We start from the raw sequence: 21,114 nt of genomic DNA on the forward strand, positions 1-21,114 counted from the left end.
TGCCCGGCCATTCATTGCAGGCTCGGTTTGCGCAACCGCCTGCGACAGCCAGAACCAGTATCAGGCACATGGTTGTTGAAAAGGTTTTCACAGGGCTCCTCCCGTTTGTGGTGTTTCCGCTTGCGCAAAATCGCCAAACAGGTCGAGCTTGCGGCGGTTGAGGCGGCGCATGTCTCCGCGCCTTATCGTAACGCTGTTGCGGTCGAAGAATTCCAGTATCTGGATCGCCACCTTGCGGCCGCTGTCGACCCGGTCGCGAAATCGCGCAGCGATAAACCAGCCGCTGTCGAAAGCCGCATCCATGTCCGACAATATGCCGATCATCTCGGCAATCGTTGCACGGAGGAAAAAATGGTCGTGCGCCACTTCATGCACCCGGCCCATGCGCCCGGCAAGCTTGAACAGGCGGCGAATATCTTCCTCCCGCTCGTCCAGCAGACCCGCAATATCGCGCACGCGCGGCGGGCGAAAACGGGCATCGCCGCCAAGAAGCGGCGCGATGCGCTGCCACAGCGCCTCGTCGGCATCGCTCATCGTCACTTCATGATCGCGCAGGCGCAGCCAGGCACCGTCGAGCCGCAACAGGTCCGCCTCGATGAGCGCGGCGATGGCGGCGCGGAAGGCCGGAGCAGGCAGGCGCGGCTTCAACAGCAAGCGCAGTCGCTCCACCCCCATGCCGATCAGGTCCGGGTTCTCCGCATGGAAAGCACCGAGCCGCGCCACAATCTCGTCCCGCAGCGCATTCCATCGCTCCGGCAACAGCAGGAGCACGGAATTTGCCTGCGGCAGCATCGCCGCATCGAGCGCCTGGGCCAGCGCCTGCGGATCGTCGGCCAGCGCCCGGTCGCGCTGGAAGGCCGTCGCATCGAGATAATATGGTTCGACGGACAGCAGCGCCCGCGCCGCCTGCACGGGATCATCGATGGAATGGGCGTCGAGTTGCGCCATGCGCTCCGGGCTGCGGCGCTTGCGCTGCGGCGGACGCAGATCGAGAAAACGTCCGCCGCCGATGGTTCGTTGCGCGGACACATCCCGGATGACGAAACGGTCTCCGGTGGCCACGGCAAGGGGGCGATCCAGAACCAGTTGCACCCGGTCTTCGCTCCCGGGCCGAAGCTCGTCGCCCCGCAAAGGCACGATGCGCGCGCCAACTTCCGCCGACGCATGATGAAGGCGCGCAGGAAACCACTGGCCTATCGGCTTTTTCTCGGAAGGCAATATTTGCAGGGAGGCATCGATGCGGTCCGTGGGACGATGCAGAGCGGGCGACACCAGCATGTCGCCGCGATGCACCGCCTCTTTCGATATTCCCTCGCCTGCCAGATTGAGCGCGCAGCGATCACCCGCCTGCGCGGTTTCGCTCGGCCGGTTCTGCGCATGAATGGTCCGGACCCGCGCTTCTTTTCCAGCCGGGCTGATCGCCAGATGATCGCCAATGGCGACCTTGCCGGAAAGCACAGTGCCAGTGACGACCGTACCCGCGCCCTTCAGCGTGAAGGAGCGATCCACGGCCAGACGAAAACGTCCGTTTGCCTGCCGCTCGCCAAACGCACGCGCCTGCGCCTCCAGCATGGCTCTGAGATCATCGATTCCGGCGCCGGACACGGTGGAAACCGCCAGAACGGGAATATCGGCAAGCCCCGTCAGCGCCAGTTCGTTGCGGATAGCGGTTTCCACTTCCGCAAGGCGGTCGGGCGCGGCAAGATCGGATTTGGTAATGACGGCGACACCGCGCCGGATGCCGAGCAGGTTGACGATTGCCAGATGTTCGCGCGTTTGCGGCATGATGCCGTCATCGGCGGCGACAACCAGCATGACGAAATCGATGCTCGCCGCCCCGGCCAGCATCGTATGCACGAACTTCTCGTGCCCCGGCACGTCGACGAAGCCCAGTATGTCCTTTTCATCGCCGGACAAGGGCAGATAGGCAAAGCCGAGATCGATGGAAATGCCCCGCGCCTTTTCCTCTTTCAGCCGGTCCGTATCCACCTGTGTAAGCGCGCGCACCAGCGCGGTCTTGCCATGGTCGATATGACCCGCCGTTCCAACGATCATGGTTGCTCGTCCAGTGCGCTGCGCGCTGCCTCGATGAAAGGCGCGGCAAGCGCGCTGCCGCCCGTCCTTGCGCGCTGCAGATAATCGTAAGCCGCCAAAGGATCGCGTTCCACGCCCATGCCAAGGTGCAGCGCCGCCCCCAGCATGGCCTGCCCGTCGGCATCGCCCGCATCGGCGGCCTTCCGCCACCAGTAGACCGCCCTGGACGGATCACGCGGCACGCCGAGGGCATTATGGTAGATCATGCCAAGCCGCGTCATGGCTGCGGCAACGCCGCCTTCGGCTGCCTTCAGCGCCCATTCACGCGCCTCGACCGGATCGGCGGAAATCACCCCGCCCTCGATGAGCATCCAGCTCAGCATGTCCTGCGCCTGCGCGTCACCCTGTTCGGCGGCAAGGCGGTAGAGCCGCGCAGCTTCCGGGTAATCGGCTTCGATGCCCTCGCCCTTGAAAAGCAGCGAAGCGAGATCGCGCTGGCCGGAAGCATCGCCAGCGGCGGCGGAAAGGGTGAGCCAGCGTTGCGCGAGGCCGATATTCTTCTCGACGCCCATGCCGCCTGCAAAACAGGCGCCGATATTGTTCTGCGCACGGGCATTGCCGCTGCGGGCCAGCGGCTCCCAGATGGAAAGCGCCGTTGCGTAATCACCCGTCTTTGCAGCCGCAAGCGCCTTTTCCAGCGCCTGTGCCGTCGTGTCCTGCTTCGGTTTGCGGGCGAAGAGATCAGCAAGCCGCATAGGATGACAGGTTCCTGATGAAACTGCTTTCGTCGTCAAGACAGCGCAGGTCGAGCACGAGCGCGCCCTTTTCTATCCGCCCGATGACCGGGAGAGGCAGCGCGCGCAGCGAAGCGCCAAGCGCTGTCAGCGCGGAGCCGCTGCCGTCCTTCGGTGCAATCGACAGACCGGCGCTTGGCACGGTCGAAAGCGGCAAGGCCCCGGAGCCTATCTGGCTGGCGCACTCCGTCACCGTGACGGTGAAAGCGGTGCCGAGCACCTTTTCCAGCGCGGGTTTGAGCCTTTCCGCCTGCGCGGCAATTTCTGCCTGCGGGCGCGCCAGATAACGCAGGGTCGGCAGTTTTTCCGCAAGCCGTTGCGGGTTGCGATAAAGTTTCAGCGTCGCCTCAAGCGCCGCAAGCCTGATCTTGTCGACCCGCAAGGCGCGCTTCATCGGGTTCCTGTTGATGCGGGCGATCAGATCGCGCCGCCCGACGACGAACCCCGCCTGCGGCCCGCCGAGAAGCTTGTCGCCGGAAAAAGTGATGATATCAGCGCCTTCGGCCACTGCCTCGCGCACCGTCGGCTCATGTGCGAGACCGAAAGCCGTCAGATCGGCCAGCGTGCCGGAGCCGAGATCGTTGACCAGCGGCACGCCCCTCGCCTGCGCGATTGCCGCAAGTTCCGGGGCCGCGACTTCGCGCGTGAAACCTTCGATCCGATAGTTGGACGTGTGGACCTTCAGCACCAGACCCGTATCGGAGTTGATCGCATTCTCGTAATCGCGCGGATGGGTGCGGTTGGTGGTGCCGACTTCGACAAGCCGCGTACCGGCGCGGGTCATGATATCCGGCATGCGGAAAGCACCGCCGATCTCGATCAGTTCGCCCCGCGAAACAATGGCTTCCTTGCTCGAGGCAAGGCTGTTCAGCACCAGAAGCACCGCCGCCGCGTTATTGTTGACGATGGTGGCATCCTCTGCCCCGCTCAGTTCGCAGACAAGCGCGCGCAGATGATCGTCACGCTCGCCGCGCGAGCCGGAAGAAAGGTCGAACTCAAGCGAAACCGCCTGCCGCATGGCTTGCATCGCAGCCTCGATTGCGGCTTCGGCCAGAATGGCGCGCCCGAGATTGGTGTGCAGGACCGTTCCGGTCAGGTTGAACAAGGGGCGCAGGCTCGACTGCCCGGATGCTTCGAGCAGGTGAATAACCCGCTCCGCCAAAAGCACGTTGCTGGAAGGCGCGGCACCGGACTTCACCGCCTCACGCTCATTTCCCAGCACCTTCCGCACGGCTTCCGCCACCGAAGCATGGCCAAAGCTCTCCAATGCTGCGGCAAGCGCGGGCATTTGCAGGATGGCATCCACGGAAGGAAGATGGCGCAGCGAAGATTTGATCTGGTCCATGCTGCCTCACAATCCGGCGAGAAGCGGGGAGAAGCCACCCCGCCTGTAAGGCGTCTCGCGCATCAGCATGTCGAGGCCGAGGCTTGCAACATCGTCGGCCACCGGATCGGCATCCGAGGACAGCTGCTGATAGATGATCTTGACCCAGCTTTCGCATTCATCGCAGGTTTCGGCCTTGATGACGCCCCCGCCTTCCTCGACTTCCTTGTAGCCGATGCCCTTTGTGGACCCGCAGCACGTGCATTTGATCCGCACATAGTGCCAGAGCGTGTTGCAGACGGAACAGGAGCAGAAGCGCGCGCCATGCGCACCGTGCCAGCCGACCACCATGGAGCTTGACGGCATGCTGCCGCAAGCGGGGCAGACGCCATCGGCAACCGGCTTCACCGACTTCGGGTCGAGCGCCGAGGCGAGCCGCGCAAGATGAAGCTGCAACCCCGCCCAGACATAGATGTGCTCGGCAATTGCGTCGGGCGGCAGAATGCCGGCAAAGATCGCCTCGACCATCCGGCGACGTTCATTCGCATTGCTGCCCGCCACACGTTCCAGCGCATCGGCGGCGTCCTGCGGCTTGGCGATATTGCGGGCGCGCTCGAAGAGTCGGTCGAAGATGGTTTGAAGCCCTGCATCCGATGCGGCATTCGCACGATCGATCGAGGGCATGCCGAACTCGCGTCCCCGATCATTCTCCTGCCGCGCAGCGACAGGGCCGAGCCCGGCGTCTATTTCGGACTGCGCCTCGCTCAGATCGGCGATGAATTCCAGATAGGGTTTCAGCGGGCTGACCGAGGCCAGAATACGCAGGCGCTCCGCCCGTCTGGCAAAAAGTGCGCCGGGTTCCGGCAGTTGCACGAAGGGTGGGGCCGATATTTCGCCGATGACCGTCGGGTCCGGCACCAGATCTTTCTTGCCTGCCATGTCACTCCTCACGAACCCAACGGGCCACGTGGACCACTGAATAACGTCATTCTGAGGTGCCTGCCGGGAAATGCAACCCAGAAGGCGAAGTTTCAGAGCATGATTCCCAAAAGCTGAAACCGTCTACGCAGGGAAATCAGTCCACTGGTCTGAACTCTGATCCTGCTTCAATCAGATAAATCATGCTCAAACAAAAGCCTGGGGCGAGATGTAGCTTCAACTTGAAAGCATGCCGCTCTAGGCGGCAGGCTTGCCGCTGCCCTGCTTCGCCTTCTGTTTCGATGTCAGTTCGCGCAGCCACTTGCGATGGTGCCGCCAGGCCCATCCGCCCGTCACCGTGCCACGTGTCATCGCATGGATCGTTCCCTTGACCCAGATCGCGGCATAGACATGCACGATCCAGACGCAGATGGCCGCAACCGCCGCCATGGAGTGAACGAACAAGGCCCAGCGCTGCTGGTTGATGCTGGTATAGGAGCCGAAATATTCGTTCCAGATCATCAGGCCGGATACGATCAGGATGACGATCAGAAGCGACATGGACCAGAAAACAAGCTTCTGACCGGCATTGTATTTGCCGACTTCCGGCAGTTTTTCCTCATTGCCAGCAATCACGTCATTGGCCTGCGACAGCCATTGGCTGTCTTCGCGCTTCCACAGATTGGCGCTCCAGAAGCGCAGGAAAAGGCCGAGAAAGCTGAAGAACAGGACAACGCCGATCCATGGATGGATGGCGCGTGTCCATTGCCCGCCGCCAAACAGGCCCGACAGGAAAAACAGCCACGGGTGGAACATTGCAAGGCCGGAAAGGGCCAGCAGCACCAGGCTGGCGGCGGTGATCCAGTGATTGATGCGCGCGCCGCCGGAATAGCGGTGCACCCTGACCGGCGGGCCGGGTTCTATGCCGTCGCCGCGCTCAACATCGTCAAAGTCGGTCCTGCTCATGAGCTTTTTTCCCCCGTGAGCTTTTCGGCCTGCTCCTCGTCGTGCTCTGTCACGACATTCGGCCCCTTGAAGATATAGTGCAGCAGACCCGCTGCAGCGGCCAGCCCCATGACGGCCATGCCCGCATATTTGGACACGCCCTTCCACGCCTCGACAACCGGGCTGATGCGCGGATTGTTCGGCAGGTTGGCATAGAGTTCGGGCCGGTCGGCATGGTGCAGCACATACATGACATGGGTGCCGCCGACGCCCGGCGGATCGTAGAGCCCGGCATTCTCAAAGCCGCGCGATTTCAGGTCCTTGATGCGTCCGTCGGCCCATTCCTTCATTTCGTCCTTGGTGCCGTAGACGATGGCCTGTGTGGGGCAGGCCTTGGCGCAGGCCGGTCCCTGCCCCACCGCGATGCGGTCGGAACAGAGCGTGCATTTATAGGCCTTGTTGGTGACCTCGGAAACGCGGGGGATGTTGAACGGGCAACCCTTGATGCAATAGCCGCAACCGATGCAGTTATCGTGGATGAAATCGACGATGCCGTTGGAATATTGCACGATTGCACCGGGCGCCGGACAGGCCTTGAGACAGCCGGGGTCTTCGCAATGCATGCAGCCATCCTTGCGGATGAGCCACTCCAGATTGCCGGTATCGGGATTGTCCCACTCGGTAAAGCGCATCAGCGTGAAGGTGTTCGGCGTCAGGTCGTGCGGATTGTCATAGACGCCGACATTGATGCCCACTTCCTCATGCGTGTCGTTCCATTCGGCGCAGGCCGACTGGCAGGCCTTGCAGCCGATGCACTTCGACACGTCGATAAGCTTCGCCACCTCGGTCTGGCGCTCGGCAGGCGGCGTCACATTCGACGCCGACCGCCTGATCAGGTCCTTGTCACCGAAACGCGGCTGTTGCGGCTGGACGCTAGGATTGGGAACGGGTGGAAACATTTATCCCTCCTAAGCCACAGGCGCGCTTGAGCGCTCGATATTGACCAGAAACGCCTTGAATTCCGGCGTCTCGATGTTCGCGTCGCCGACAAAAGGCGTCAGTGAGTTGGGGCCGAAGCCCTTGCGAGCTGCACCCATGAAGCCCCAATGGAGCGGGATGCCGACCACATGCACCGTCTTGCCGTCGCAGATCAGCGGCTTGATGCGCTTGGTCACCACCGCCTTGGCCTTCACCGAGCCCCGCTTCGACCACACGCGCACCCAGTCGCCCTTGGCGATGCCCTTTTCCTTCGCCAGTTCCTCCGAGATTTCGACGAAGAATTCCGGCTGCAGGACCGCATTCACATGGACATGCTTGGTCCAGTAGTGGAAATGCTCCGTCAGACGGTAGGAGGTGGCCGCATAGGGGAACTCCTCCGAAGCCGTTTCGGCGAACTGCTTGAAGTCGTCGTTGAAGACACGCGCCACCGGATTGCCCCGGATGTTCGGTGCGATCACATTGGCGAGCGGCGATTCAAACGGCTCATAGTGGGCCGGGAACGGACCGTCGCGCATCATGCCGCGGCTGAACAGGCGCGACGCGCCTTCCGCATTCATGATGAAGGGGCCGACTTCCTGCGGCTTGGCGGTCGGCGCAATGTCCGGCACGTCATAGCCTGTCCACTTCGAACCGTCCCATTCGATGAGCTTGCGGCTCGGGTCCCACGGCTTGCCGTCGATGTCGGCGGAGGCGCGGTTATAGAGAATGCGGCGGTTCGCCGGCCATGCCCACGACCAGTTGAGATAGGCGCCCGTCTCGTCCGGATCGTGATTGTCGCGGCGGGCCATGTTGTTGCCCGCCTCGGTGAAGCAGCCGGAATAAATCCAGCAGCCCGATGCCGTCGAGCCGTCGTCGCGCAGCGCCGCGAAACCGGCGAGCAGCTTGCCCGCCTCGGCGACCACCTTGGTCGGATCGGCCGGATCGGTCACCGTGGAAAGCGCGCGGCCGTTCAGTTCCTTGGCCAGTTCTTCCGCTGTCGGCTCGCCCTCATCCTTGTAATCCCAGGTGAGATTGAGGATCGGATCGGGGAAAGCGCCGCCTTCCTTGCGATAAAGCTCCCGCAGCCGCAGGAAAATCTGCGCCATGATCCAGTTGTCGGTCTTCGCCTCGCCGGGCGGTGTGGCGCCGGGCCAGTGCCATTGCAGCCAGCGCCCGGAATTGGTGAGCGAACCCTCGTCCTCCGCAAAACAGGTGGAAGGCAGCTGGAACACTTCCGTCTGGATGGAAGCCGAATCCACATCGTTGAATTCGCCGTGGTTTTCCCAGAAACGCGAGGTTTCCGTTTCCAGCGGGTCCATCGTGACGAGGAATTTCAGCTTCGACAGGGCATCGGTCAGCTTCTTGCGGTTCGGCACCGCCATCAGCGGATTGAACCCCTGACAGACATAGCCGTTGACCTTGCCATCATGCATCATGTCGAAGATGCGCAACATGTCGTAGTTCGGCACGTCGAGCTTCGGCAGCCAGTCGAAAGCAAAGTCGTTTTCGACAGTCGCGGCGCTGCCCCACATCGCCTTCTGGAAACTGACGAAGAACTTGCGATAGTTCTGCCAGTAGCTCGTCTGGTTGGGGCGCAGCGGCTTGAAACCGCGTGTCGACATGTAGATTTCGAGATCGGTCTCCTTTTCGACCGGGATGTTCATATAGCCCGGCAGGAGGTTGGACATAAGGCCGATATCGGTCAGCCCCTGAATGTTGGAGTGACCGCGCAGCGCATTCATGCCGCCGCCGCGCACGCCGATATTGCCGAGGATCAACTGCAGCATCGCCATGCAGCGAATATTCTGCGATCCCTTGGAGTGCTGTGTCCAGCCGAGCGCGTACATCGACGTCATCGTCTTGTCCGGCGCCGAGCATTCGGACATCATCTCGGCCACTTTCAGGAATTTCTCCTTCGGCGTGCCGCAGATGCGCTCCACCATTTCCGGCGTGAAGATGGAAACGTGCTCTTTCAGCAGGTTCCATACGCAACGCGGGTTCTGCAGCGTATCGTCGACGACCGCATAGCCGTCATCGCCGATCACATATTCCCAGCTCGAGCGGTCGTAGTCCCGCTTTTCCTCGTCATAGCCGGTAAACAGCCCGTCCTTGTACTCAAAGCCATCCTTGATGATGTAGCTGGCATTGGTGAAATGCTTCACATAATCCCACTGCACCTTGTCATTCTGGATGCAGTAGTTGATGACGCCGAGCAGGAAGGCGATATCCGAACCCTGCCGGATGGGCGCGTAGAAATCCGCCACGGAAGCCGTTCGCGTGAAGCGCGGATCAACGACGATCAGCTTCGCGCCGCGATGGTGCTTGGCCTCCGTCACCCATTTGAAGCCGCACGGATGCGCTTCCGCCGCATTGCCGCCCATGACGACGACGAGATCGGTGTTCTTGATATCGGTCCAGGAGTTGGTCATTGCTCCGCGGCCAAATGTTGGGGCGAGACTCGCCACCGTCGGGCCGTGTCAGACGCGTGCCTGGTTATCGAATGCGACTATGCCTGTGCTGCGCACCACCTTGTAGGTGAGAAACGCCGTTTCGTTGGTGGTGGCCGATGCCGCGAGGAATCCCGTCGAAACCCAGCGATTGACCGTGGTGCCCGCCGCATTCTTCACGATGAAGTTTGCGTCGCGATCGTCTTTCAGATGGCGCGCGATGCGGTCGAGCGCATCCTCCCACGAAATCTGCTTGAATTCGGCGGCGCCCGGCTCGCGCACCCGCGGATTTTTCAGGCGGGTCTCGGCCTGGACGAAACCCCTGAGTGCCGCGCCCTTCGGGCAAAGCGTGCCGCGATTGGTGGGGTGATCCGTATCGCCTTCGACGTGGATCAGATCGGCCTTCTCGCCTTTCCTCACATCTCCCTTGGAATAGAGGATGATGCCGCAGGCGACCGAGCAGTAAGGGCAGGTATTGCGGGTTTCGGTCGTGTTGGTCAGCTTGAAGGGACGAATGGATTCGGCATAGGCGCTTTCCACCGCACCAAAACCGAAGGACCCAAGCGCCGAAGCCGCCACTACCGCCCCCGTTCCGCCCAGAAACTGGCGGCGTGAGAGCTCCACATTCATTGCGCTGCACCTCCCTGATCGTCAGAAGAAAAATGCCGAAGCATATCCCTCCCTGAATTGGACTTGCCTGAGATCAGTTCACCGCAATAAACCCAAGTTGTCAACCGAAGGGAAGGTTAAATTAATTAACAATAAGACCCATTTATCAATAATATGACTTTAATAGTCATGTATTATTACATGAAGCTCACCACCGGAATGACTTGGAAACGCGCCAGCTGATTGACGTTGCCGTGTAAAAACGCCAGACTGATGCCGTGGCTTCTTTTGTTGCTCCCGAGTTTCGGGGCTTGAATTTTGAGCGGCTCCTGCCTCGCACCGGCTTCCCTGACCCGATGCGACGGTATCGTGCGGCCCTCGGCTCCGGCTCCCCTCAGCCGCGCAAAACGACAGCCGGAATTTCCTGCCATCTGCATCCTCCCGCGCGCCTTCCAGGCTTTTCGGGCTTTCCGGGGCTTCCAGCTTGGCGGCGCGAAAGTCGTCCTTCCATGCCATCGCACAGAACAATCCAGAGCAAAAAGGGGATCGTCATGAACCGTCGGGAACTTTTTAAATCCGGTGCGGCCTGTGCCGCCGTCAGCATGCTGCCGAATTTTGCCTCTGCGGCCAGCACCGCATTCGCGCCGCAGCCGTCGGACTGGCGCAGCTTCGAGATCACCACCAGCGTCACGCCTGCCGCTTCGGGAGAAGTCATTCGTGTCTGGGTTCCGCTGGCGGGGTTCAATGCCGAGGACTGGAACCGCCCGGAGGGCAATCGCTGGACGACCAATGCCAAGGTCGCGCGGCTCGACCGCGATCCGGCAAGCGGCACCGGCCTTCTCTATCTCGAATGGGATGGAGGGGAAGAAAAACCGCAAGCCGAAATCATCAGCCTCATCTCCACCCGCGACCGTTCGGGCAATCTCGATGCACCGGCCAAGGCCGTGCCGCTGACCCGCGCGGAACGCGAACGCTATCTGGCGGGAACGCGGCTTGCGCCGGTCGATGGCATCGTCAAGCAGACCTCTGACAGGATCGTTGCGGATGCCGATACCGATCAGGAGAAGGCGCGCCGGATCTATGACTGGGTGGTCGCCAACACCTATCGGCGGGCCTCCACGCGCGGCTGCGGTGACGGCAATATTGTCGCCATGCTCGACAGCGGCGATCTCGGCGGCAAATGCGCCGACATCAATCCCTTGTTCGTGGCTCTCGTCAGGGCAGCGGGAATTCCGGCCCGCGACCTTTATGGCGTGCGCGTCGCGCCTTCCGCCTTCGGCTACACGAGCCTCGGCGCGAAGAACGAGGTCATCACCAAGGCCCAGCATTGCCGCGCCGAAATCTATCTCGACGACATCGGCTGGGTCGCGACCGATCCGGCGGATGTGCGCAAGGTGATGTTGGAAGAGGAAAAGGACGGGCTCCCCGCCGACGATCCGCGTGTAGCAGCCGTGCGGCAAAAGCTGTTCGGTTCATGGGAGGGCAACTGGATCGCCTTCAATGACGGCAGCGATATCGCCTTGCCGTCCGCGCAAGGGCCGGAACTCGGCTTCCTCATGTATCCGCAGGCCGAAGTCGCCAGCACCCGTCTGGATTGTCTCGATGCGGACGCCTTCCGCTACGCCATGACCGCACGCGAAATAACGATATAAGTTTTGAGGACATCATGGATATTGCATCGCCTATTCGTCTCAGCACGCTTGCCCATGGCGGCGGTTGCGGCTGCAAGCTTGCTCCAGCCGTTTTGCAGGACCTGCTGTCGGACCAGCCCGTCATGCAGCCGTTCAGCCAGCTCCTCGTCGGAACGGAAACCGGCGACGATGCCGCCGTCTGGCAGTTGGACGACGAAAACTGCGTGATCGCAACGACGGATTTCTTCATGCCGATGGTGGACAATCCGTTCGATTTCGGGCGCATCGCGGCCACCAATGCGATATCCGACGTCTATGCCATGGGCGGAACGCCGATCATGGCGCTGGCGATCCTCGGAATGCCGGTGAACCAGATGCCCGCCGAAATGATCCGCGAAATCCTGAAGGGCGGTTCCAGCATCTGCGCGGAAGCGGGCATTCCGGTTGCGGGCGGGCATTCCATCGACGCGCCGGAACCGATCTACGGACTGGCGGTCATCGGCACCTGCAAGCTTTCGAACCTGCGCAGGAACAGCGGCGCGCGTGTCGGCGACACGCTGATCCTGACCAAGGCAATCGGCGTCGGCATCTATTCCGCCGCCTTCAAGAAGCAGGAACTCGACAGCGCCGGTTATGATGAAATGATGGCGTCGGTCACCTTGCTGAACCGGGTCGGTGCCGAACTCGGCAAGGATGGCACCGTTCATGCCGTCACCGATGTGACCGGCTTCGGCATTCTCGGCCATGCTCTGGAAATGGTGCGCGGCTCCAATGCGGGCATTGGGCTGGACTATTCCGCCCTGCCCTTCCTCAATCAGGCCGAACATCTGGCGCAGGCCGGTTTCGTGACCGGAGCCTCCACCCGCAACTGGGCAAGCTACGGCCATGGCGTGCAGCTTCCGGACGACTATCCGCTCTGGAAACAGCAATTGCTGACCGACCCGCAGACCTCCGGCGGGCTTCTCGTATCCTGCGCGCCGCAGGAGGCCGAAAGGCTCCTCGGCAGCATCCGCGCCGCCGGCTATCCATCCGCCCGCATTGTCGGGAAAGTGACAAACGATGCGGGCCGCGTGACCGTAAACGGATGAAATCGCTGCAACATCGACGTGAAAACCGGAGGCGATATTCAGAAAGCACGATGCGTGGTTTCTACAGTCTGGAAGGCCGTTTGTGCGTTCATAAGCACGTGCGGCGCTCCAGGTCGGCTCATCAACAGCTCCCTCATTGTTTGGACTGTTCCCCTCTGGAAATCGGTGGCATGAGTCGATAAAGGCAGTAGCGCGTCCCGAAAAGTGCGAAGCGGTTTTCGGAAAAGATGCGCGTTAAAAACAAACGGATAATATTTTCCAGAGGGACATCATGGGCTATTTTCCAAGTTGGCGTTTGACATCAAACGCCGTCGTGCTTCCTGACGAGCGTCTTCCGGCCGCTGCCGCCATTCCGATGGGCGTGCAGCACCTGCTTGCAATGTCCGGCTCGACCATCGTCGCGCCCCTGCTGATGGGCTTCGATCCCAATGTAGCCGTCTTCTTTTCCGGCATCGGCACGCTTCTGTTCTTCGTGCTGACGGCAGGCCGGGTGCCGAGCTATCTCGGTTCGTCCTTCGCGTTCATCGCGGTCGTCATCGCCGCGACGGGCTATGGCGGCTCCGGCCCCAATCCCAATATTGCAATCGCGCTTGGCGGCATCATCGCCTGCGGCGCGCTCTATGCGCTTATCGGCCTCGTGGTCATGGCCATCGGCACGGGCTGGGTGGAGCGGCTTATGCCCCCGGTCGTCACCGGCGCCATCGGCGTTTCCATCGGCCTCAACCTCGCCCCGGTCGCTGTCGGCCAGCTGAAGGGAAGCGGCACGCATATCACCATCGCGCTGCTTACCGTTCTCTGCATGGGTATGATCGCCGCCTATGGGCCGCGCGGCACCAAGCGCCTGTCGGTGCTCTTCGCACTGCTTTTCGGTTATCTGCTGGTCCTGATCCTCGGCAACGGCCTCGGCATCGTGCCGGGCATCGATTTCACCGCCGTCAGCAATGCGGCATGGTTCGGCCTGCCGCATTTCACCACGCCGGAATTCAACTGGCAGGCGGTCACCCTGATCGCGCCCGTCGCCATCGTGCTGGTGGCGGAAAACCTCGGTCATATCAAAGCGCTCGGTTCGATCACCGGCCAGAACATGGACCGCTACATCGGCCGCGGCTTCCTCGGTGACGGCATCGCGACCATGATTTCCGGTTCGGGCGGCGGCACCGGCGTTACCACCTATGCCGAAAACATCGGCGTCATGGCGATGACCAAGGTTTATTCCACGCTGATCTTCGTGATTGCCGCCGTCATGGCGCTGATCCTCGGCATGTCGCCGAAATTCGGCGCGATCCTGCAGACGATCCCGGCTCCGGTTCTGGCCGGTCTTGCCGTTTCGGTCTTCGGCCTCATCGCCTCGGCCATGGCGCGCATCTGGATCGTCAACAAGGTGGATTTCGCGGATTCCCGCAACCTGTTCACCGCCGGCGTGGCGCTCATTTTCGGCGCGAGCGACTTCACCTTGAAGATCGGCGAGTTCGCGCTCGGCGGCATTGCGACATCGACGCTGGCCGCTCTCGTCTTCTACCAGCTGCTCGGCATCGGCCGCAGCGACAAGCCCGCCGAATAAAACCAGAGGGAGCGGGCATCCGGCCCGCTCCTTCCACTGCCGAAGCAGGTCCTGCTTGATCGGCATCAAATACTGTACTTCTATATTCGTCTATGTCCGAGAATGAAGATCATCCGGATGAGACGGGTTCATGCTATCAGACCTTTTCGAACATAACCGGCAGTGGGCCGCGGAAAAACGCCGGGAAGATCCCGAATATTTCAGCCGTCTGTCCTCGATGCAGCGCCCGGAATATCTCTGGATCGGCTGTTCCGACAGCCGCGTTCCGGCCAATGTCGTCACCGGATTGCAGCCGGGCGAGGTGTTCGTGCACCGCAACGTCGCCAACCTCGTCCATCGCGCCGATCTCAACCTGCTGTCGGTGCTCGAATTTGCGGTCGAGGTGCTGGAGATCAGGCACATCATCGTCTGCGGCCATTACGGTTGCGGCGGCGTGCGCGCCGCCATGGCCGGTTATGGCCACGGCATCATCGACAACTGGCTGCAGCCGGTACGCGATATCGCGCAGACCCATGAGCAGGAACTGGACCGCTTTGCCGATCCCGAGGAACGCCTGAACCGGCTTTGCGAGCTGACCGTCGTCTCGCAGGTGGAAAGCCTGTCGCGCACGCCGGTTCTGCAATCGGCCTGGAAACAGAACAAGGAGATCGTCGTGCACGGCTGGATTTATGGCCTCAAGGATGGCCTGTTGCGCGACCTTCAATGCGACTGCACGAAAAGCGTGCTGGATTTTTCATGTCAGCAGGCCGGTTGATCCGCCAGCAGCTTCCCGGCCCTCACGCGCATGTCGGGTGCAAGTTCGGCTGAACGCCGTGCAACCTTGTCGAAATATACAGAGCTAACTTCGTTGACCGCGCGCAGTTCGCCGTCGAGCGAACCCGCCATCGTCTGCCGAAACGTGATCGACGAGCGTCCGACTTTCAACACCTGCGAATGGATCGTCAGCAGGTCCCCTGCTGGCACTTCCCGCTTGTATTCGGTTGTCGAGCGCACATCCGCCCAGCCGAATGTGTCATCGGGAATTTTCCCTGCGATGTGGCCAAGCAGTTGAAAGCTCGCATCGTCGAACATCCCGGCATAATGCCGAACATTCATATGCCCCATGACATCGCACATCCACGGATGCGCGACGCCGACAAAGGTAACAAGACCGCTCATCGCGCCACCGACCGGTAGCCGCCGAGGAAGGCCGTGAGATTATCGCCCAGCGCATCGCACAGATAGCCGCCTTCCTGCACGATGACGGTTGGCAACCGCAGCTTCGCGATTGCTTCGGCGATGCGTCCGAAACCGCCGGTGGTCACCGACAACCCGCCGAACGGGTCGCCCTCAAACGGGTCAAGGCCGAGTGCGACCACAATCGCATCGGGCGCGAAGGCTTCGATGCGGCGGAAGGCCGTGTCGAGCGAGGCGAGGAATTCGGCGTCGCCGGATTTGCGCGGCAGCGGCAGGTTGAGATTGTAGCCAAGCCCCGCGCCTTCGCCGCGTTCGTCGGCGTGGCCCCAGAAGAATGGATAGAAACGCACCGGATCGGCATGGATGGAGACGGTCAGCACATCGGGGCGGGAATAGAAAATGCCCTGCGTGCCGTTGCCGTGATGAAGATCGACGTCGAGGATCGCCACGCGCCGGGCCCTGGAGCGCAGACGCTCTGCCGCGACCGCCGAATTGTTGACGAAGCAGAAGCCGCCCGCCACATCGGCAAAGGCATGATGCCCCGGCGGACGGCAGAGCGCATAGGCCGCAACTTCCCCTGCAAGCACCGCATCGGCGGCATCGACCGCGCTCCACGCGCTCCAGCACACGCTTTCCCACGTGTGTTTGGCAATCGGGCAGGCCGTATCGGCCATGTGATAGCCGACCTGTCCCACGGCGGACGCGGGATAGCGGCCGTCACGCGCGAGCGGATGGATGTTGGGGATCACCTCTTCCGACGCCTCTTCGATACGCCGCCAGCGGGCATGGATGTGCTGAAGGAATTCCAGATATTCCGGCGTATGCACGGCCGCAATCGGGCCAAGGCCGTGATTTTGCGGACGGATGATCTCGCAGCCTGCGGCCTTTGCACCGGCGAGCAGACGTTCAACACGCTCCGGCTGTTCGGGGTTTGGCTGCGGCGCGCCGCTGGAAAGAAAGGCTTTTGGGTCGTGACGCTTCTGCTCGACGGCGTAAAAGGCTTTCATGACTGCTCCCTGATTTGATTGATGCGCGCCAGGCGGGTGAAATCCTCGCCATAGGCGCCGTGATCGCGGTCGGATTCGATCCAGCCGATACCGAGCCGCTCATAAAATCTCTGTGCTGCAATATTGTCCCGGTCCACGGCCAGCCGCAGATAGACGCCGCCCCGCGCCATCGACCAAGAGGCGACATGGCGCAGAAGCACTTCGCCGATCCCGTTGCCGCGAAAGGCTTCATCGACATAGAGGTCCTGCACGTAGACGCCGGGCTTGCCGTACCATGTCGAGAAGATGGGGAAGAACAGGGCGAGCCCGGCAAATGCCCCGTCCACCTCGGCAATCAGGCTGGTGAATGCCGCATAGGGGCCGAAACCGTAACGGCGAAAATCCTCGACCGTGCTGGAAATCCTGTCGGCAGCGCCAAGCCCCTCGCCCATGATAAGGATCGCCTCATGGATCATTTCGGCATCGGCGGGTTCGCCCAGACGAACGATGATGCGCCTTTTGCTCTCCAACACGATTTTCGGCATCAGAGCATTTCCTGTCTTGATTGAATCATTGGAAGCTCTCTATCTGATTGTTTGACCGCATGTCTTTGCGGGAGACATGCTCTAGAATGCCACCCTATCTCCGCCTTTGAGTCCCAGATATTCGCGTGCCTCCTCGGGCGTCGCAACGTCCAGCGACAGGCCGTCGAGGATGCCGCGTATGCGCCGCACCTGATCGGCATTGCTTTTGGCAAGCTGGCCCCGCCCGTCATAAAGGCTGTCTTCCAGACCGACGCGAACATTGCCGCCCATGGCGGCCGCCATGGTGATCATCGGGATCTGATGCCGCCCCGCCGCCAGCACGGAAAAGGAATAGTCGTCCCCGAACAGCTTGTCGGCAATCCGCTTCATATGCATGAGATTGTCCGGATCGGCTCCGATGCCACCCAGAACACCAAAGACGAACTGGATGAACAGATGGCCCGACACCAGACCCCGGTCGCGGAAATGCGCCAGTGAATAGAGGTGGCCGACATCGTAGCATTCGAACTCGAAGCGCGTGCCGCAGCCCTGTCCGAGACTGGTCAGAATGCCTTCCATGTCCGCGAAAGTGTTCTTGAAGATCGAATGGCGAGTCGCTTCGAGCAGTTCCGGCTCCCACGCATGCTTCCACTCGCGCGGCTTGTCGAGTGCCGGGAATAGCGCGAAATTCATCGAACCCATATTGAGCGAGCACATTTCCGGCTCTGCCCGGAGCGGCGCGGCCAGCCGGTCCTCCAGCGTCATCAGCGACGAGCCGCCGGTGGAGATATTCACCACGGCAGATGTCGATTGCTTGATGCGCGGCAGGAACTGCATGAACAGGTCCGGATTGGCGGAAGGCCTGCCGTCGCGCGGGTCGCGGGCATGCAGATGCAGGATCGACGCGCCCGCTTCCGCTGCCGCAATGGCTTCGCTCGCAATCTCGTCGGGCGTTACCGGCAGATGCGGCGACATGGACGGCGTGTGCACGGAACCTGTCACCGCACAGGTGATGATCACCTTGCGACGCATTTTCTTCTTGTCGGTCATGATCCGGTTTCCTTACGCATTCACGGGCAGTTTGAGCTCACGCGCCAGAACCTCCAGCGTATCGCCGAGGATGTCGGTGATCTCGCCGACCTGTTCGCGGCTGACGATCATGGGCGGGCAGACGAGGAAGTGATCGCCCTCGACGCCGCCGCGTGTGCGGCGCGAATAGATGATCAGCCCGCGCTCATAGGCGAGATCGACCATGCGCTGATGGGCGTTCAGCTCTTTCGGCAGCGGCTTCATGGTTTCAGGGTCGGAAACGAATTCGGCAGCGAGCAGCAGGCCCTTGCCGCGCATATCGCCGATGAAGGGGAAGCGCTTTGCAAGCCCTTCCAGTTCGCCCTTCAGCGCATCGCCCATGCGGGCAGCATTGCCGACCAGATCGAGACGATCGATTTCCTGCAACACCGCCTTGCCCGCCGCGCAGGCCAGCGGATTGCCGGCATAGGTGAAGCCATGCAGGAAGCCGCCCGCGTCCAGAACCGGCTGCACGATTCGCCCCGGCGCTGCCATCGCGCCCAGCGGGCAATAACCGGAGGCAAAGCCCTTGGAAAGCGCGATCAGGTCCGGCTTGCAGTTCCAGTGGTCGCCGCCCAGAAACTTGCCGGTGCGCCCGGCGCCGCTCATCACCTCGTCATGGATCAGCAGGATGCCATAACGGTCGCAGATTTCGCGGATGCGCGGATAATAGCTGTCGGGCGCGACCAGCGCGCCCGTGGACGCTCCGCCGATCGGCTCCATGATAAAGGCGAGCACGCTTTCAGGGCCTTCCTCCTGAATCCGTTCCTCCAGCATGTCGGCATATTTCTGTCCGCGCTGTTCCATCGAGAGATTGTCGCGATCGAGATAGGCGGTCGGCGCCGGAACCTTGGGCATTTCGCGCATGATGGGCGCGAAAGGTTCGCTCAGAGCCGCATAGCCGGTGACGGCGAGCGCCCCAAGCGTGCCGCCGTGATAGGATGGAAAGCGCGAAATCACTTTCCAGCGCTTGCCCTGCCCGGTCGCAACCGCCCACTGGCGCGCGAGCTTGATGCAGGATTCGACCGCTTCCGATCCGCCGGAAACGAAGAAAATCTTGTCCAGACCTTCCGGCATCCGCTCGGCGGCCATGCGCGCCAGATCTTCCGCCGGTTCGTTTTCGAAATGCAGGCGATAGGCGAAGGTCACGCGGTTCATCTGCTCCTTCATGGCATCGAGCACGTTGCGATTGCCATGGCCGATATTGACCACCATCGCGCCGCTTGATCCGTCGATGACGCGGCGTCCGTCCTGATCCCAGATGTAGATGCCCTCGGCGCGATCCACCAGCGGTCTGCGCAGGCGCGACTGGTAGAAAAGATGGGATGCCGGGCGTTCGTTCTGTGCATTTGTGTTGAGCATGGCGTTACTCTGTCAGCGCTTGAGATATTGGTTGAGAACATTGGCGGTCACGCGCTCGACCATGCGGTCGCCGCGCTTGAGGGCCGCTACCCACTCGCAGCTTCCGGCGTGGAAGACCTCGCCCTTGCCGCGTGGAAAATTGACGATCATGCCGCAGCCGCGCTTGATGCGTTCCACGGCTGCATCCCCATCGTTGCCAATCAGCGTATCGGCCACGAATTTTGCATCGGCGTCGGAAAGGAACTGGTCGTCGGCCGGGATATCCGCGCTTTCCTCCTTGAGAGACGAAATGCCGAGCGCCAGAATCTGCAACCCGTCAGGGGCACCGCTGCCCTCCTCCGGCTCCGGCAATCCGCCACGGATCACATAATCCAGTCCATCGACCTCGTAGCCGAAGGCATGGCCTTCCGAACCCAGAAGATCGCCGTAATAGATGCCGGTTCCTGCAAAGGCCCAGTGTTCGGGACGATAGACCGGGAAACCGCGCACGCCGCGCGGGGCGCAGCCGCCCCAGCCGACATAAAGCCCGCGCAAGGCGTTGAGGCCGAATGTCTCTGCGGCAGGCCGTCCGGTTTCCGCCGCTTCCCAGCAGCCGCTGGTGCGGCGCGGATCGGCGGAGCGATAGACCGGGTCTTCGGCGCGCGCACGGTATTTGTAGCAGGTCTGCCGCTTGCCATTGTCCTCTAGCCGGGTCTGCCACATGAAATTGCCGGCAAAACGCGCCGCACGACCGCCGCCATCGACGTAATTGTCGACGGCATCGCGCATTTCCCATGTCCAGTATTCATCGTGACCGACGAAGACCACGCAGTCATAACCGTCGAGGATTTCCGGCGCGAAATGCAGCTCATGCTGGGTTGCGAGATCGACCGCATAGCCTTCCCGTTCGGCCCAGCGGAAGAACAGGCTGTCATAGCTTGCCCAGCCGGACGAGGCATATTTCTTGGAATAGCCATTGGCATAGGCCCATTCCATGTGCGGATAGCGCGGGGGCGCGGCAGGGGGCGTGACGATTTCCAGCGGCACGCGCGGCGCATCGGGCGGCAGCAGGGCGAAGCCACGGCAGAACGGGCGCTCGATGCTCACCGTCGTCGCATATTGATCGCCATTCGGCCCGGTAATCCCCTGATAATGGTTGGAGCCGCCCCAGGTATTATAGGCCGTCCATGTGCCGGTTGCGGCAACCTGCAGGATACGGCCCGGCTTGCGCCCCGCCGCAGGGCGCAGGATGAACAGGTGATGGCAATGGATGGGCTGGCCGTCATTGCCATGCGCCCTCAGCGTGATGCGATAAGCGCCGGAGGGCCAGGTCTCATCCGTCCTGACGGCGAATGTCGTTTCCCAGCCGCAGCCGACGACCGAACATTGCGCCGGTGTATCCTGCCATTTGCAGTCGATCCCGCGTTTTGAGAATACCGGCGTTTCCACTGCGCCGTCCCGCACGATTTCGATGTCGAAACGCTGCGCGGTCGCACTTACCTGCAGATGAACCGTCGCGCCCGGCAGATAGGAATAGGCGTCGGTATAACACCAGATTTCGCCGCGCGGCCCGTCCATGCCGGGATATTCGTAATAATGGCCGAGGACAGCCTCGCGGCGCTGCGCCGGGGTCAGCCCGAAATCGGGAAACTCCCCGAAATTCGCAAACTCGTTATTTCTCTCGCTCATG

At 61.7% G+C, this 21,114-nt stretch carries 18 protein-coding genes; 4 read left to right on the plus strand and 14 right to left on the minus strand.

What is annotated here, in order from left to right:
- Positions 1-87: 87 nt before the first annotated feature.
- The 8 genes from selB to ABWW28_RS02660 all read right to left on the minus strand — a co-directional run bounded on the left by selB (position 88) and on the right by ABWW28_RS02660 (position 10,480).
- The gene (gene selB / locus ABWW28_RS02625; protein ID WP_176587989.1) at positions 88-2,055 is read right to left on the minus strand and encodes a selenocysteine-specific translation elongation factor; all 1,968 of its coding nucleotides are present in this window, start codon (positions 2,053-2,055) and stop codon (positions 88-90) included.
- Positions 2,052-2,789 carry a tetratricopeptide repeat protein gene (locus ABWW28_RS02630; protein ID WP_176587990.1) on the minus strand — a complete coding sequence of 246 codons (738 nt, stop codon included), beginning with the start codon at positions 2,787-2,789 and terminating at the stop codon, positions 2,052-2,054. The genes selB and ABWW28_RS02630 overlap by 4 nt, the downstream gene beginning before the upstream one ends.
- Positions 2,776-4,173 (minus strand): L-seryl-tRNA(Sec) selenium transferase, encoded by a 1,398-nt coding sequence (gene selA, locus ABWW28_RS02635; protein WP_176587991.1) that lies wholly within the window; start codon positions 4,171-4,173, stop codon positions 2,776-2,778. Before selA ends, ABWW28_RS02630 begins: the two co-directional genes overlap by 14 nt.
- A 6-nt stretch (positions 4,174-4,179) precedes the next feature.
- Positions 4,180-5,091 (minus strand): formate dehydrogenase accessory protein FdhE, encoded by a 912-nt coding sequence (gene fdhE / locus ABWW28_RS02640; protein ID WP_176587992.1) that lies wholly within the window; start codon positions 5,089-5,091, stop codon positions 4,180-4,182.
- A gap of 237 nt (positions 5,092-5,328) precedes the next feature.
- On the minus strand, positions 5,329-6,036 hold the full coding sequence (locus tag ABWW28_RS02645; RefSeq protein WP_006468327.1) for a formate dehydrogenase subunit gamma: 708 nt from the start codon (positions 6,034-6,036) through the stop codon (positions 5,329-5,331).
- Positions 6,033-6,974 carry a formate dehydrogenase subunit beta gene (gene fdxH / locus ABWW28_RS02650; RefSeq protein ID WP_113342468.1) on the minus strand — a complete coding sequence of 314 codons (942 nt, stop codon included), beginning with the start codon at positions 6,972-6,974 and terminating at the stop codon, positions 6,033-6,035. The genes ABWW28_RS02645 and fdxH overlap by 4 nt, the downstream gene beginning before the upstream one ends.
- A 9-nt stretch (positions 6,975-6,983) precedes the next feature.
- On the minus strand, positions 6,984-10,070 hold the full coding sequence (gene fdnG, locus ABWW28_RS02655; protein ID WP_176587993.1) for a formate dehydrogenase-N subunit alpha: 3,087 nt from the start codon (positions 10,068-10,070) through the stop codon (positions 6,984-6,986).
- Between the two features lie 176 nt (positions 10,071-10,246).
- The gene (locus ABWW28_RS02660; protein ID WP_247886201.1) at positions 10,247-10,480 is read right to left on the minus strand and encodes a hypothetical protein; all 234 of its coding nucleotides are present in this window, start codon (positions 10,478-10,480) and stop codon (positions 10,247-10,249) included.
- 120 nt (positions 10,481-10,600) lie between these two features.
- On the opposite strand from ABWW28_RS02660, the gene ABWW28_RS02665 reads away from it, so the two are divergent.
- From ABWW28_RS02665 to can, 4 genes are all read left to right on the plus strand, one after another.
- A complete protein-coding gene (locus ABWW28_RS02665; RefSeq protein ID WP_176587994.1) occupies positions 10,601-11,701 on the plus strand; it encodes a transglutaminase-like domain-containing protein in 1,101 nt (366 codons plus the stop codon).
- 14 nt (positions 11,702-11,715) lie between these two features.
- On the plus strand, positions 11,716-12,768 hold the full coding sequence (selD, locus tag ABWW28_RS02670) for a selenide, water dikinase SelD (RefSeq protein WP_176587995.1): 1,053 nt from the start codon (positions 11,716-11,718) through the stop codon (positions 12,766-12,768).
- Between the two features lie 271 nt (positions 12,769-13,039).
- The gene (locus ABWW28_RS02675) at positions 13,040-14,329 is read left to right on the plus strand and encodes a solute carrier family 23 protein (protein ID WP_353390230.1); all 1,290 of its coding nucleotides are present in this window, start codon (positions 13,040-13,042) and stop codon (positions 14,327-14,329) included.
- Positions 14,330-14,459: 130 nt separating this feature from the next.
- Positions 14,460-15,083 (plus strand): carbonate dehydratase, encoded by a 624-nt coding sequence (can, locus tag ABWW28_RS02680; RefSeq protein WP_113342461.1) that lies wholly within the window; start codon positions 14,460-14,462, stop codon positions 15,081-15,083.
- Here the strand turns inward: can and ABWW28_RS02685 are convergent.
- The 6 genes from ABWW28_RS02685 to ABWW28_RS02710 form a co-directional block, all read right to left on the minus strand.
- Complete coding sequence (locus ABWW28_RS02685) at positions 15,068-15,487, minus strand: acyl-CoA thioesterase (RefSeq protein ID WP_113342460.1); 420 nt, start codon at positions 15,485-15,487, stop codon at positions 15,068-15,070. The two genes, can and ABWW28_RS02685, sit on opposite strands and share 16 nt — an antisense overlap.
- On the minus strand, positions 15,484-16,512 hold the full coding sequence (locus ABWW28_RS02690; protein ID WP_176587996.1) for a histone deacetylase family protein: 1,029 nt from the start codon (positions 16,510-16,512) through the stop codon (positions 15,484-15,486). Before ABWW28_RS02690 ends, ABWW28_RS02685 begins: the two co-directional genes overlap by 4 nt.
- Positions 16,509-17,036 (minus strand): GNAT family N-acetyltransferase, encoded by a 528-nt coding sequence (locus tag ABWW28_RS02695; protein ID WP_176587997.1) that lies wholly within the window; start codon positions 17,034-17,036, stop codon positions 16,509-16,511. Before ABWW28_RS02695 ends, ABWW28_RS02690 begins: the two co-directional genes overlap by 4 nt.
- Positions 17,037-17,117: 81 nt before the next feature.
- Entirely contained in the window at positions 17,118-18,065 is a 948-nt protein-coding gene (kce, locus tag ABWW28_RS02700; RefSeq protein WP_112669352.1) for a 3,5-dioxohexanoate:acetyl-CoA acetone transferase, read from the minus strand.
- Between the two features lie 12 nt (positions 18,066-18,077).
- Positions 18,078-19,445, minus strand: coding sequence for an aminotransferase family protein (locus tag ABWW28_RS02705; RefSeq protein WP_353390236.1), 1,368 nt, complete (start codon positions 19,443-19,445; stop codon positions 18,078-18,080).
- A 12-nt stretch (positions 19,446-19,457) separates the two neighbouring features.
- Entirely contained in the window at positions 19,458-21,113 is a 1,656-nt protein-coding gene (locus ABWW28_RS02710) for a N,N-dimethylformamidase beta subunit family domain-containing protein (protein ID WP_113342456.1), read from the minus strand.
- Position 21,114 lies beyond the last annotated feature (1 nt).

The organism is Brucella sp. NBRC 14130, assembly GCF_040371715.1.
GTDB lineage: Bacteria > Pseudomonadota > Alphaproteobacteria > Rhizobiales > Rhizobiaceae > Brucella > Brucella intermedia.